The 14,181-nt window shown below is 69.9% G+C and carries 9 protein-coding genes; 4 read left to right on the top strand and 5 right to left on the bottom strand.

Annotated features, from left to right (window positions below):
* Positions 1–77 precede the first annotated feature (77 nt).
* From AC1HIL_RS21365 to lexA, 4 genes are all read right to left on the bottom strand, one after another.
* Positions 78–1,235, bottom strand: coding sequence for an MFS transporter (locus AC1HIL_RS21365; protein WP_261210694.1), 1,158 nt, complete (start codon positions 1,233–1,235; stop codon positions 78–80).
* Positions 1,236–1,239: 4 nt separating this feature from the next.
* Entirely contained in the window at positions 1,240–2,247 is a 1,008-nt protein-coding gene (locus tag AC1HIL_RS21360) for a D-2-hydroxyacid dehydrogenase family protein (protein WP_261210695.1), read from the bottom strand.
* A 184-nt stretch (positions 2,248–2,431) separates the two neighbouring features.
* Positions 2,432–2,815: a hypothetical protein gene (locus AC1HIL_RS21355; RefSeq protein ID WP_479669958.1), complete on the bottom strand. Its 384-nt coding sequence runs from the start codon at positions 2,813–2,815 to the stop codon at positions 2,432–2,434.
* 177 nt (positions 2,816–2,992) lie between these two features.
* Positions 2,993–3,667 carry a transcriptional repressor LexA gene (lexA, locus tag AC1HIL_RS21350; RefSeq protein WP_057596370.1) on the bottom strand — a complete coding sequence of 225 codons (675 nt, stop codon included), beginning with the start codon at positions 3,665–3,667 and terminating at the stop codon, positions 2,993–2,995.
* A gap of 72 nt (positions 3,668–3,739) precedes the next feature.
* Here lexA and AC1HIL_RS21345 point away from each other — a divergent pair, with 72 nt between their 5' ends.
* Complete coding sequence (locus AC1HIL_RS21345; RefSeq protein ID WP_479669957.1) at positions 3,740–4,702, top strand: asparaginase; 963 nt, start codon at positions 3,740–3,742, stop codon at positions 4,700–4,702.
* Between the two features lie 72 nt (positions 4,703–4,774).
* Here AC1HIL_RS21345 and adk read toward each other — a convergent pair whose 3' ends face one another.
* Positions 4,775–5,431, bottom strand: a complete 657-nt coding sequence (gene adk / locus AC1HIL_RS21340; RefSeq protein WP_057596372.1) for an adenylate kinase — start codon at positions 5,429–5,431, stop codon at positions 4,775–4,777.
* Positions 5,432–5,713: 282 nt separating this feature from the next.
* Here adk and AC1HIL_RS21335 point away from each other — a divergent pair, with 282 nt between their 5' ends.
* Genes AC1HIL_RS21335 through AC1HIL_RS21325 form a run of 3 tightly spaced genes read left to right on the top strand, consistent with a single transcriptional unit; the run spans position 5,714 to position 14,176 of the window.
* Positions 5,714–8,023, top strand: coding sequence for a type VI secretion system Vgr family protein (locus AC1HIL_RS21335; RefSeq protein WP_479669956.1), 2,310 nt, complete (start codon positions 5,714–5,716; stop codon positions 8,021–8,023).
* 2 nt (positions 8,024–8,025) lie between these two features.
* Positions 8,026–9,054 (top strand): DUF2169 family type VI secretion system accessory protein, encoded by a 1,029-nt coding sequence (locus AC1HIL_RS21330; protein ID WP_479669955.1) that lies wholly within the window; start codon positions 8,026–8,028, stop codon positions 9,052–9,054.
* Between the two features lie 4 nt (positions 9,055–9,058).
* Complete coding sequence (locus AC1HIL_RS21325) at positions 9,059–14,176, top strand: RHS repeat-associated core domain-containing protein (RefSeq protein ID WP_479669954.1); 5,118 nt, start codon at positions 9,059–9,061, stop codon at positions 14,174–14,176.
* Positions 14,177–14,181: the final 5 nt, after the last annotated feature.

The raw sequence follows: 14,181 nt of genomic DNA, 5'->3' as shown, positions 1-14,181 counted from the left end.
CTGGCGGGAGAAGGGTTTCCCCGGTGTTTCTCGGGGAGGCCTGCGGGCGCCGGTGCGACGGGGTTTCGCCGCGCCGTTCAGGCCGGCCGGCGGCTGCGGTCGATGCTCGCGCTGAGCACGATGGCGACCAGCAGCAGCGCGAGCCCGACCCAGCTCATCCAGTGCATGGCGTCGCGCGCCAGCAGCCAGCCGCCGAGCGCGGCGCCGAAGGCCTGGCCGATGTAGATGCCCGAGCTGTTGAGCGCCACCGAGCCCGGCGCCAGCGCGGGCGCTAGGCCCACCAGCCGGGCCTGCTGCGCCGAGTTGGTCGAGAAGCAGCCCAGGCCCCAGGGCGAGACCACCACCGCGATCCAGAACAGGCTGTCCGCCAGCGGCCAGAGCGCCAGGCTCAGCGCGATCAGTCCCGTGGTCGCGAGCACCATGCGGCCCGCGCCCGCGCGGTCGATGACGCGGCTCACGACCATGTTGCCCAGCAGGCCGCAGGCGCCGAACCAGCCCCACATCAGGCTCAGCGCAGTGGCGTCGGCGCCGAAGCGCTGCTTGAGGATCGGGCCGAAGTAGCTGAACAGCACGAACTGGCCGGCGCCCTGCAGCGCGGTGATCGAGACGATGCCCATCAGCACCGGGCTGCGCAGCACGCGCGCCCAGGCCGCGGCCGTGAGCGCCGCCGGCCGGATGCCGTTGGGCAGCGTGAGCCACACCGAGACCGCGCTCACGATGCTGAGCGCCGAGATCGCGAGGAAGGCCGCGCGCCAGCCGAAATGGCCGCCGATCAGCGCGCCGATGGGCAGGCCCAGCACCGAGGCCATCGACCAGCCGAGGAAGACGAAGGTGACCGCGCGCCCGCGCTGTTCGGGCGGCACCAGCATGCCGGCGCAGGCGGCCGCCTGGGGCGTGAAGATGGCCGGCGCGATCACCGCCAGCATGCGCACCGGCAACAGGGCGCCGAAGCTCGGCATGAAGACCGACACCGCGTGCCAGGCGGCGTACCACAGCATCGTGAGGGCCAGCAGCCGGCGCCGGTCCCAGCCGGCCACCGCGGCCGCGAGCAGCGGCGCGCCGAGGCAGGTGACGAAGGCCGCGGCCGTGATCAGCTGACCCGCGGTGGCGGCGCTGACATCGAGCGAGACGCTGATCTCGTTGAGCGTGCCCGGCACCACCATCACCCCGGTGCCGATCACGAAGTTGCCGGCGAGCAGCGCCCAGAGTGCGCCCCTCGGCGCCGGCTGGCTCACGGTTTCACCGCCGGACCTGCAGTGCGCCGGGGTTGACGATGTTGGTGGGGTTGCCCTTGATGAAGCTCACGACGTTGTCGAAGGCCTGGCCGAAGTACATCTCGTAGCTCTCCTGCTCCACGTAGCCGATGTGCGGCGTGCAGATGCAGTTCTCGAGGCGCAGCAGCGCATGGCCCTGCAGCGGCGGCTCGCTCTCGAACACGTCGATCGCCGCCAGCCCGGGGCGGCCGCGATTGAGCGCCGCGAGCAGCGCATCGGACTCGACCAGCTCGGCGCGCGAGGTGTTGACGAACAGCGAGGTCGGCTTCATGCGCGAGAGGTCCTCGAGCGTGATCAGGCCGGTGGTCTCGTCGTTGAGCCGCAGGTGCACCGACAGCACGTCGGCCATCGCGAAGAACTCCTGGCGGCTCTGCGCCACCTGGAAGCCGTCGGAGCGTGCCTTGGTGCAGCTCGCCTCGCGGCCCCAGATCACCACCTGCATGCCGAAGGCCTGCCCATAGCGCGCGACGAGCTGGCCGATGCGGCCATAGCCCCAGACGCAGAGCGTCTTGCCCTTGAGCACCGAGCCGAGGCCGAAATTGGGCGGCATCGAGGCCGACTTGAGCCCCGACTGCTGCCAGGCGCCATGCTTGAGGTTGCTGATGTACTGCGGCAGCCGGCGCATGGCCGACATGATCAGCGCCCAGGTCAGTTCGGCCGGCGCCTGCGGCGAGCCCGAACCCTCGGCCACGGCCACGCCGCGCTCGGTGCAGGCGGCCACGTCGATGTGGCTGCTGATACGGCCCGTCTGCGAGATCAGCTTGAGCTTGGGGAGTTTCTCGATCAGCTGGCGCGAGATCTGGGAGCGCTCGCGGATCAGGACGATCACGTCGGCGTCCTTGAGGCGCACCGAGAGTTGGCCGATGCCCTTGACGGTGTTGGTGTAGACCTTGGCTGCGTAGGCATCGAGCTTCGAAGCACAGTGCAGCTTGCGCACCGCATCCTGGTAATCGTCGAGGATCACAATATTCATGGCATGCCATTGTGCCTCGCAGCATGGAATCGGCGCGCCGTAGAACGTTTGGATACGGCCCTGCCGCCCTCGAGGGGCGAAAACGGGGCGAAGGCCGGAGAAGCGGCTCGAAGGCCGGGCAAAGGGCGAGGTTGCCCATGGACCCGGCCCCGAGGCGGCGCGCGAGACGCGCCGAAGGACGCTTTCAGTGCAGGTGCGCGGGGCGGGCCGCCCCGGCGGGTGCTTCGAGCGCTTCGAGCGCGGCGAGGCGATCGAGCTCGGCGCACACGTCGGCCATCCGGCCCGAGATCACCACCCGGTTGCTGTTGCGCGCGCCGCCCTGCTGGCGATCGACGAGACGCACCACCCGCAGCGGACGCGAGGGCGCCTGCGCCGCGGGCGTGGCCGGGAATGCGTTCGGGGCGCCATCGCCACGAGCCGCGCGCGACGGCCGTACCGACACGTAGCGCAGCTCGCTGGCGCACAGGCTCTCATCGTTGCGGCGCGCGGGGCGGGCGGGCAGCCAGCGGTTCGCGAGCGATTGCAGCGGCATCCAAAGATCGACGAAGGTGAGGAGGGCGATTCCCATGTGAACTCCAAGAAGGTTTGAGGTTGAACACAGGCAGGATTCGTTGTCATCGGGCGCAGCAGGGTGATGGCGACCAAGCGCCATACGCCCGCCACCTGCGGCGACCGGATGGGGTATGCGGGATGCGGATCCGCGAAGCGGCTCGGCGATGCAGACCGCCGGGCCGGCTCGGCGGGGCTACATCAGCATGGTGTTTCGGATCAGGCCGACCGCGAGGCCTTCGATTTCGAAGGGTTCGCCGGGTTGGACCACGATGGTCGGGTAGTCGGGGTTCTCGGCGTGCAGCTCGATCACCTGCTTGTTGCGCTTGAGGCGCTTGACGGTCACCTCGTCGCCGAGGCGCGCCACCACGATCTGGCCGTTGCGCGCCTCCTTGGTGGCCTGCACGGCGAGCAGGTCGCCGTCCATGATGCCGGCGTCGCGCATCGACATGCCGCGCACCTTGAGCAGGTAGTCGGGCTGGCGCTGGAACAGCGTGTTTTCGACGTAGTAGGTCTGGTCGACGTGCTCCTGCGCGAGGATCGGCGAACCGGCGGCGACGCGGCCGATGAGCGGCAATGCGAGCTGGGCCATGCCGGGCAGCGAGAGCGAGAACTGGCTGTTGCGCGACTCGGCGAGCGAACGCAGTGCATCGCCCTTGAGGCGGATGCCGCGCGAGGTGCCGCTCACGAGTTCGATGACGCCCTTCCGGGCCAGCGCCTGCAGGTGTTCCTCGGCCGCGTTGGCGGAGCGAAAGCCCAGCTCGCTCGCGATTTCGGCACGGGTGGGCGGCGCCCCGGTGCGGGCGATGGCGCTCTGGATCAGATCGAGGATCTGCTGCTGGCGGGCGGTAAGCTTCACGGCGAACTGCATGGTGGTTCCTTGCGGCACTGGCTGAACATCCAGTACCTGTATTTTTAACCAGTTTTTCAAAGTTGGCAAGCGATGGCGACTTCTTCCCCCTCGAATCCGCGGCGCGTGGTGGTGCTCGGCACCGGCGGCACCATCTCGGGCCGCGCGGCGAACAGCGGCGACAACATCGGCTACACCGCCGGCGAGGTGGGCGTGGCCGACCTGCTCGGCGGCATCGAGGCGCCCGCTGGCGTGACGCTGGCGGCGGAGCAGGTGGCGCAGGTCGACAGCAAGGACATGTCCTTCGCGATCTGGCGCGCGCTGGCGCTGCGCTGCGCCCACTGGCTGGCGCAGCCCGACGTGGCCGGCGTGGTGATCACCCATGGCACCGACACGCTCGAGGAGACCGCCTTCTTCCTCCAGTCGGTGCTGGCGCCGCGCAAGCCCATCGTGCTGACCTGCGCCATGCGCCCGGCCTCCGCGCTGTCGCCCGACGGCCCGCAGAACGTGCGCGACGCGATCGCCGTGGCCGCGACGCCGGATGCGCAGGGCGTGACCGCGGTCTGCGCGGGCACGGTGCTCGGTGCCTTCGACGTGCAGAAGGTGCACACCTACCGGCTCGATGCCTTCGACGCGGGCGACGCGGGGCCGGTGGGCTACGTGGAGGAGGGCGAGGTGCGGCGCGTGCGTGGCTGGCCGTCTTCGGAAGCAGGCGCGGTCCTTGACCGTCTTCCCGAGGACGAGGCTGCATGGCCGCGCGTGGAGATCGTGACGAGCCACGCGGGCGCGAGCGGTGCGTTGATCCATGCGCTGCGTGCGCATGGCGCGGCCACCTCGCCGCTGCGCGGCCTCGTGCTGGCGACCACCGGCAACGGCACGCTGCACCATGCGCTCGAGGCGGCCGCACTCGAGGCGCAGGAGGCCGGCATCGCGGTGCTGCGCGCCACCCGCTGCACGCAGGGGCGCATCCTGGCGAAGCCGGGCGACAAGCTGCGCGACGCGGGCACGCTGACGCCGGTCAAGGCGCGCATCGCGCTGACGCTCGCGCTGATCTGAAAACGGGGGGCAAAGAAAAAGCCGCGTCGCGGGACCCGGGGCCCGCGCGCGGCTCGCGATTCGAGCCGGGGCTCAGCTGCTGAGTGCGGCCAGGGCGCGCTGCGTGATCTCTTCGACCGTGCCCACGCCCTGGATGGCGCGGTACTTCGGCGCGGCGGCCGGATCGGCCTTGGCCCAGGCCGAGTAGTAGTCGACCAGCGGACGCGTCTGCTGGCTGTAGACGTCGAGCCGCTTGCGCACGGTCTCTTCCTCGTCGTCCTTGCGCTGGATCAGTTCCTCGCCGGTCAGGTCGTCCTTGCCTTCGACCTTGGGCGGGTTGAACTTGAGATGGTAGGTGCGTCCCGAGGCCGGGTGCGAGCGGCGGCCGCTCATGCGTTCGATGATGTCGCCGAAGGGCACGTCGATCTCGAGCACGTAGTCGAGCTTGACGCCCGCGGCCTTCATCGCGTCGGCCTGCGGAATGGTGCGCGGGAAGCCGTCGAACAGGAAGCCTTCGGCGCAGTCGGGCTGGGCGATGCGTTCCTTCACGAGATTGATGATGAGGTCGTCGCTGACCAGCGCGCCCGCATCCATCACGGCCTTGGCCTGCAGGCCCAGCGGCGTGCCGGCCTTGACGGCGGCACGCAGCATGTCGCCGGTGGAGATCTGCGGAATGCCGTACTTCTGGCAGATGAAGGCCGCCTGCGTGCCTTTGCCCGCCCCGGGCGCGCCCAACAAAATCAGTCTCATGGTGTCCTCGGAGGGTTCTTGGATTTGTGTCGCGTCGCGCACGCACTCCTCGACAAAGACAGAGTGCGGCGGACGGAATTGCGTCGAGGATAGCACGCGGCCCCGTGAACAATTTCGCCGGACATCGAGGGCGCCGATGGCGGGAAAGCAGTACTTAGGACTTCTTGACCCCCAAAGGCGGCTCTTCGTAGACTGATCCGGAAAGTTAAAAGAAGAAACAAAGATGACGCCATCGTGTCCACGATCCGGCGCCTCATCGCATCACGGGACACATCCAACTTCATGCCCATTGCTTCCTCGCAGGCCGGCTGCATCCTCGACGCCAGCTGTGCGGCCATGCCCATGCTCGGGGGGCGGCCGGCCCTCCAGCCGGTGTCCATCGACGGCGAGGAGGGGTTGAGCCGGCTCTTCCGCTACAGCCTGGTGCTCGCGACCCCCGAAACCCCGGGCCACAGCCCGCGCCAGGCGGCCAACGTCAACATCAAGCCGATGGTGGGCGAAACGCTCACGGCCCACATCGTGCTGGACGGCCGTCCAGGCGCGGGTGGCAGCAAGCGGCACATTTCCGGGCTGGTGACGCGCATGCGCTTCCTGCGCCTGGAGAACCGCCGCGCGCTCTACGAGGCGGTGATCGAGCCCTGGCTGACGCTGGCGGTGCGCACCAGCGACTACCGCATCTTCCAGAACAAGAGCGTGCTCGAGATCGTGCAGGAGGTGCTCGGCAGCTACGGCTTCGCGTTCGAGCTGCGCGCCACGCAGAGCTATCCGCCGCGCGAGTTCCAGGTGCAGTACGGCGAGAGCGACCACGACTTCGTGGCGCGGCTGCTGCACGAGTGGGGCCTGTACTACTACTTCGAGCACGCCGAGGATTCGCACAAGCTGGTGATCGTGGACGACATGTCCTCGCACCAGCCCTACGCCAACGCCGCCTACCGCAAGGTGCCGTTCCGCGGTGCCGACGAGACCATCGCCGAGGAGCATTGCGACAGCTTCCAGGCCGCCGAATGCCTGCAGAGCGGGCGCTGGGTCACCGACGACTTCGATTTCCAGCGGCCGAAGGCGCGGCTGCAGCAGGTCAGCGCGATGCCGCGCAAGACCGCGCAGAGCGACCGCGAGCGCTACGGCTGGCCCGGCGACTACGTGGTCGAGTCGGAGGGCGAGCAGCTGGCGCGCGTGCGCATGCAGGAGGCCGGCGTCGGCGGCGAGCGCGCCAGCGGCTCGGGCAACCTGCGCGCCGTGGTGCCGGGCTGCCTGCTCGAACTCGAGCGCCATCCGCAGGACGAGGCCAACCGGCAGTACCTCGTGACCGACGCGCGGCTGCACCTGCAGGACGTGGGCGACGCGAGCGACCAGCAGGGCTTCGAGTGCCGCGTCGACTTCGAGGTGATCCCGACCAGCAAGGTCTACCGCGCCGACGCGCCCACGGTGCCGCGCCCGCGCACCACCGGCCCGCAGACCGCCATCGTCACCGGCCCGGCCGGGCGCGAGCTCTGGACCGACCGGTACGGCCGCGTGAAGCTGAGCTTCCACTGGAACCGCTACTGCACCAAGGACGAGAACAGCTCGTGCTGGGTCCGCGTCTCCTCGCCCTGGGCCGGCACCAACTTCGGCGGCATCCAGATCCCGCGCATCGGCCAGGAGGTGATCGTCGATTTCGAGAACGGCGATCCCGACCGGCCGATCGTCACGGGCCGGGTCTACAACGCCGACAACATGCCGCCGTGGGAGCTGCCGGCCAACGCCACGCAGAGCGGGCTGCTCACGCGCAGCTCCGAGGGCGCGACCGACGCCAACGCCAATGCCTTGCGCTTCGAGGACAAGAAGGGCGCCGAGCAGGTGTGGCTGCATGCCGAGCGCAACCAGGACATCGAGGTCGAGCACGACGAGACCCATTGGGTGGGTCACGACCGCGCCAAGACCATCGACCACGACGAGACGGTGCACGTGGGCCACGACCGTACCGAGACCGTGGACCACGACGAGACCATCACGGTGCACAACGACCGCACCGAGACCGTCGACGGCAACGAGCGCATCACCATCCACAAGAACCGCGGCGAGCGCGTGGACCAGAACGAGACGATCTCGATCGGCGAGAACCGCAAGGAGGACGTCGGCCTCAACGAGACCATCAAGATCGGCGTCAACCGCACGGAGACGGTGGGCAACAACGAGAAGGTGAAGATCGGCGTCAACCAGAACCTCACGGTGGGCTCCAACAAGCAGGAGACCATCGGCCTGACCAGCCTGAAGAACGTGGGCATCGCGCAGATGACCAACATCGGCGCCGCCTACAACCTCAACGTGGGCGCGATGTGGATGAGCAACGTGGGCTTCCTGCACACGCACAACGTCGGCACCCGCTACGCGACCACGGTTGGCACCAGCTATTCGCTGAGCTCGGGCAAGACGGTCAGCGTGAACGCCGGCAGCACCATGGTGCACCAGGCCGGCGACGAGCTCACGCTGGTGTGCGGTGCCTCGTCGATCACGCTCAAGTCGGACGGAACCATCGCCATCCGCGGCGACCGCATCCAGGTCAACGGCGCCACCGTCGTCGACATGGACGGCCAGCACATCCACATGAACTGACGATGGCCATCGCCCTGATCAACGAGACCCCGTACCCCGCCTTTGGATTCGACACCGAGCTGTACGACGAAAAGGAATACCACAGCCTCGCCGCCAAGGCGACCTTCGCGATCACGGCCCAGGGCCTGTCGCCGCTCGAGGAGCAGCCGCCGCTGAACATGGCCGACCGCTACGCGGGAGAGCCGGGTGCGTCGAGCCTGCTGCAGCCCAGCGACCTGATCCCGTTTCGCGAACGCACCGACGTGCTGGTGACCGGCGAGGCCAGGGCGCCGGGCGGCGAACCGGCCCATGGCTGGCTCGCGCACGTGCAGGTGGGCGCGCTGCGCAAGTCGCTGCAGCTCACCGGGCCGCGCCACTGGCGCTACCGTGCCATGGGGGGCTGGGAGCTGTCGCATCCCGCGCCGGTGCGCGGCGTGCCGCTGCTCTACGAGCATGCCTTCGGCGGCGAGCATCCGAGCGGCGACGACGAGCCGCGCGATGCCTGGCTCGCCAACCCGGTCGGCGTCGGCTTCGGCGGCCGGCACCGCGGCGAACGCGGCGAGCGCTGGGAGCGCGACCGCGAATGGCCGGCGCCGCAGCTGCTGTCGCCCGAGGAGACGCTGGCCGCCGCGCCCGGCCGCCATTACCGCACTCTCAACTTCGCGCCCGTGCCCGGCGACTGGCAGCCGCGCGTCTCGCGCATCGGCACCACCGACGAGGCCTGGCGCAAGCAGGTCGCGCCGCACCTGCCGCGCGACTTCGACCTGCGCTACTTCAACTGCGCGCCCGACGACCAGCAGACCAACGGCTATCTGCGCGGCGACGAGGACGTGGAGCTCGAGGGCCTGTTCGAGGCCGTGCGCGGCTTTCGCCTGCCGGCGCTCAAGGCCACCGCGCTGATGGCGGACCACGACGGCATCGTGGTGCCGCTGGACATGGACCTGTCGACCGTCCACATCGACCTCGACCTGGGCACGCTGGCGCTGGTCTGGCGGCTGACCACCGGCGCGCAGGACTGGTCGCAGGCCAGCCTCAGCATCATGGAGCGCTGAACGCATGGCCGCGCCCGAGCAGGCGGAGAAACGCCACGAACACTTCGCGCTGGCCAAGGCGCCCGACTGGAAGTACACGCCGCTCAAGCCCGACAAGGGCGTGCCGGTTCCCTACTGGACGATCTCGTACTTCGACGAATCGGTGCAGACCGCCAGCCGTTCCGACGGCCGCACCAACGAGTACTTCCTCGACCGCTCGCGCGTGCCGGTCAGCCGCGGCGGCGAGGCCGGCAAGGGCAAGGGCGTCATGTCGGGCACGTACATGGACGAGTTCGAGCCCAAGGAGTGGTCGCAGACGCTGCACATCGATGGCGGCCTGGCCGTGTTCAACGGCCACATGGGCACCATCAACAAGGGGAATGCGCCGGCCAAGGTCTACACCAGCATCAACCCCGAGCAGGCGATCGCCGACAAGGCCTGCTGGGAGCAGATGAAGACCAACATGGCCGCCCTCGGCGTGGCCAGCAAGGACCGCATGTTCGCGGACCCCGCGGGCTGCGGCAAGGACGTGCTCTCGGGCGCCTGGAACACCATCACCGGCGACGTGGCCGCGGTGGGCGACATGCTCGGCAGCGTGTGGGGCGGCATCAAGGCCTTCTTCTCCGATCCGCTGGGCTCGATGAGCAGCGCGGTCGACGGGCTGCAGAAGTTCGGTGCCCAGGCGGTGGAGGCGGGCAAGCAGGTGGTGGGCGTGATCAACGGCCTGCGCGACGGCTCCATCACCATGGACGACCTGCTCGACTTCGCGGCCGACATGCTGCAGGACCAGCTCTGCGAGATCGCCGCGCAGGTCGAGGAGATGGTCAAGCAGGGCAAGGGCTGCGAGGCCGTGGGCGTGATCCTCGGCCAGACCGCGGAGGCCGTGGCCGTCTCGCTGGCGACGGCCGGCGTGGGCGCGGCGGCGGGCGGCGCGACCAAGGCCGCGCAACTGATGGCCAAGGCCGGCATCACCAAGGGCGATGACATCGCGGCGGCGATCCGCAAGCTCAAGGAGTTCAAGAAGAAGCACAAGGAGCGGCCGCACGAGGGCGGCGAGCCGCATCCGCGCAGGCTGGCGGACGGGGAGGATTCGAGCACGCCGGGGGATCGCAAGCCCGATGTCTGCCCGATGTGCCCGGTGGTGGGCAAGCCCGTGAACCCGGTGCTCGGCTGCAAGGTGCTGGGTGGCGGGCTCGAGCTCGACTTCGACCTGCCAGCACCGCTGCCGCTGCCGTGGCAGCGCACCTACGTCTCGCGCAATGCGCGCGTCGGCTGGCTGGGGCAGGGCTGGACCCTGCCGCTGGGCCTCGTCGTGGAGGAGCGGCGCATCCAGGGGCGCGCGAAGCTCGTGCTGGTCGACGAATCCGGCCGCGACATCGTCTTTCCCGCGCTTAAGCCCGGTGCCAGCCACTACAACGAGTTCGAACGCTTCACGCTCAGGGCGCTCGATGCGCAGCGGCTGCAGCTGGAGGGCCTGGATGGCGAGCAGCGCTTCGTCTTCCGGCGCTTCCCCGGCGGCGCGGGGCGGAGCGCCCGCTACCTGCTGGCGTCGATCATGGACCGCAACGACAACCGGATCGACATCGAACACGGCCCCTCGGCGCTGCCCGAGCGCATCGTCGACAGCGCGGGGCGGGTGCTGCTGCTCGGCTTCGAGCACGTCGTGCCCGGCGCGCGCGAGCCGCTGCGGCTGCGCAAGGTCGAGCTGCTGTCGGCCGACGGCGGGCGTCGCACGCCGCTGGTGGGCTACGAGTACGACCGCGCGGGCGACCTGGTCCGCGTGACCGACCGGCTCGGCGGCATGCGGCGCGAATTCGAGTACCGCAACCACGTGCTGGTGGCGCACACCGAGCCCGGCGGCCTGCGCGCCTCCTACGCCTACGACGTGGAGGCGCCTCATGGCCGGGTGCGTTGCAGCGAGATCTCGAACGGCGAGCGCTACGACTTCGAGTACCTGGCGCGCGCGACCCGCGTGACCGACCAGCTGGGCCGTGTCGAGGTCTACGAATTCAACGCCGACCGCGAATGGACCGCCACGGTCGACGCGATGGGCGGGCGCACCGTGCGGCAGCTCGATGCCTTCGGCCGCCTGCTCGCGCTGACCGATCCGGCGGGGCGGACCACGCGATACGGCTATGACGAACGCGGCCGGCCGGTGCGCGTGCAGGTTCCGGGGGCCACCGACACCGAGTTCGTGGTGACCACCGTGCGCTACGACACGGCGACGGGCCAGCCCGCGAGCCTGGCCGATGCGCTCGGCGCCACCACCGGGTACCGCTACGACGCGCGCGGCAACCTGGTCGAGGTGATCGACGCGCTGGGGCAGCCCACGCGCTACCGGTACGACGACCGCGGCCTGCCGGTCGCCATCGTCGACGCGCTCGGCAAGACGCGCCACCTGAGCTACAACGCGGCGGGACAGGTCGTGCGGCAGGTCGATTGCTCGGGGCAGCCCACGGGCTACGGCTACGACGAGTGGGGCCGGCTCGAGAGCGTGACCGATGCGCTGGGCCACACCACCCGCTACCAGCGCGACGAGCTCGGACGGCTGCGCTCGCTCGTCGGCGCCGACGGCACGGTCGAGCGCTTCGAGTACGACGCGGCGGGCCGCCTCACGGCGCATGTGAGTCCGCTGGGTGCCCGCACCGAATACCTGCTCGCGCTCGATGGACTGCCGCTGGTGCGGCGCAATGCGGCCGGCGGCGAACTGCGCTACGAGTACGACGGCGCCCGACGCCTGGTGGCGCTCTACAACGAGAACGCCGTGCGCTACGACTTCGGCTACGACGCGCTGGGCCGGCTGGTCGAGGAGACCGGCTTCGACGGTCGCCACACGCGCTACGTGCGGGATCCCGCGGGCTTGCTGCTCGCGAAGATCGAGCTCGGCTGCCTGACCCTGCGCCAGCGGCTCGACCAGCGGCTGGCGCGCGAGCAATCGCGCCAGCCGGGCACGCCGCAGGCCCTGCCGCCGAGGCGCACCGCGCCGACCTTCGAGGATCCCTGGGGCTTCGGCCTGACGGACGAGGTGACGGCTGCCGCGGCGAGCGCCGCCGGCCAGGCGATCGTGACCCGCTACGAGCGCGACGCGGGCGGGCGGCTGGTGCACAAGCTGGTGGCCGGCCACGTGCTCGACGCGCGGGGGCGGCGCGTCGCGCAGCACAAGTCCACGCACTATCGCCACGATGCCGCGGGTCGGCTGGTCGAGGCCGCCAACGACAACGGCGGCCGGATCTCGCTGGGCTACGACGCCATGGGCCAGTTGCTCGAGGAGACCCGCGTCGGCCAGGGGCTGCGCACGACGCAGCGCCATCGCTACGACGCGCTCGGCAACCGGCTGGCCACCGTGCTGCCCGACGGGCGCGAGATCCGCTGGCTCCACTACGGGTCGGGCCATCTGCACCAGATCAACCTCGACGGCCGGGTGGTCTGCGACATCGAGCGCGATGCGCTGCATCGGGAGGTCGCGCGCAGCCAGGGCGCGCTGGAGAGCCGCTATCGCTACGACCCGGTCGGCCGCCTGCTGGCCCAGGCCACCGCGCGCCCGCGGCCGGACGAGGCGCGGGTCGATCCCGGTGCCGGCACCGATGCCGTGCCGGGATGGGACGAGCGCTTCGTGCTGGCGCGCCAGTATGTTTACGACCCTGGCGGCAACCTGCTCGAACTGGTCGATCGCCGGCATGGCCGCGCGCGCTATGGCTACGACCGCATCGGCCGGCTGCTGTCGGCATTGCAGCCGATGTCGCAGGAGCAGTTCGCGTTCGATCCGGCCCACAACCTGCTGCCCGGCGCGGACGCCGGCGGCGGTGCCGCCCCTTCGGCGGGGGCGATCAAGGACAACCGCGTCGAGGTGTTCGAGGACAAGCGCTACCGCTACGACAGCCACGGCAACCTGGTCGAGAAGAGGATCGGCCGGCACACGCGCATGCAGTTCGAGTGGGACGTGGAGCACCAGCTCCAGGGCGTCACCGTGGTGCGGCAGGGCCAGGGCGGCAGCACCACGACGCAGACCACGCGCTACCGCTACGACGCATTCGGGCGCCGCATCGAGAAAAGCGATCGGCTCGGACGCACGCTGTTCGAATGGGACGGCAACCGGCTGCTGAGCGAGCAGCGCGGCGCGCTGCAGACGCTGTATCTCTACCAGGGGCTTGGCTTCGTGCCGGTCGCGCAGGTCCAGGCCGAAGTCCTCCGGGGCGAGCCGGCGGGCGAGGCGCGAGAGGACGACGACGAGCAGGACTGGCAGCCTCGCCGGTCCCGCACCGCCTTCGTCGACCGGATGCTGGCCACCGCACGCCAGATCCAGGCGCGCAGCCGGGGCGAGGGCGAGGCAGCGCCCGTCGTGCCGGCGCAGGACGAGCCAGACGCCGGCGCCTCGGTGGTGGATCTCGATGCCTGGCGCATCCGCTACTACCACACCGACCACCTCGGCACGCCGCGCGAGCTCAGCAGCGAGGATGGCGAGATCGTCTGGAGCGCGAGCTACAAGGCCTGGGGCAACACGCTCAAGGTGGAGGTGCCTTCAAGCACGCCGCGCGCCGGGACGCAGCCCGTCGAGCAGAACCTGCGGTTCCAGGGCCAGTACTTCGACGCCGAAAGCGGGCTGCACTACAGCCGCTTTCGCTACTACGACCCCGATGTCGGGCGCTTCGTGAGCGAGGACCCGATCGGCCTGGCCGGCGGCGAGAACTTCTTTGCCTATGCGCCCAACCCCATCGGCTGGATCGACCCGTACGGCCTGGCGGGCGTCATCCTGCTGGGCGAAGGGCAGGATGCCGTCGAGGCCGTCGCGTCGAGGCTCGGCGCCCGGACCATCAAGAACGACTGGCCCGACAATTTCCCCAATCTCAAGGGCGTGACCGATCCCGAGGAGTGGCGGCGCCGGATGTGCGAGGCGGTGGATTTCAACCGGCAGTGGATCCGCGACCGCGCCGCCGAGGGCTACACCTTCCAGACCATCGGCGTGCAGGGTTCCAACAGTCCCTATTACGCCGCGGAGCTCGAGGAACTCTCCAAGCTCGGGCACAAGGCGACGGTGGTCAAGAAGGTCAAGGATTCGGACGGCGTGTTCAGAACCATCGACGAGATGCGGGCCAAGTGCAACTGCCGGCCGCGAATGAAGTACAAGAAGCTGCAATGCGACTGACACCG

It is taken from the genome of Variovorax sp. ISS6 (assembly GCF_056523145.1).
Note: the sequence above shows the minus strand (reverse complement) of the source record. Positions and strands in the feature narration are given on the sequence as shown.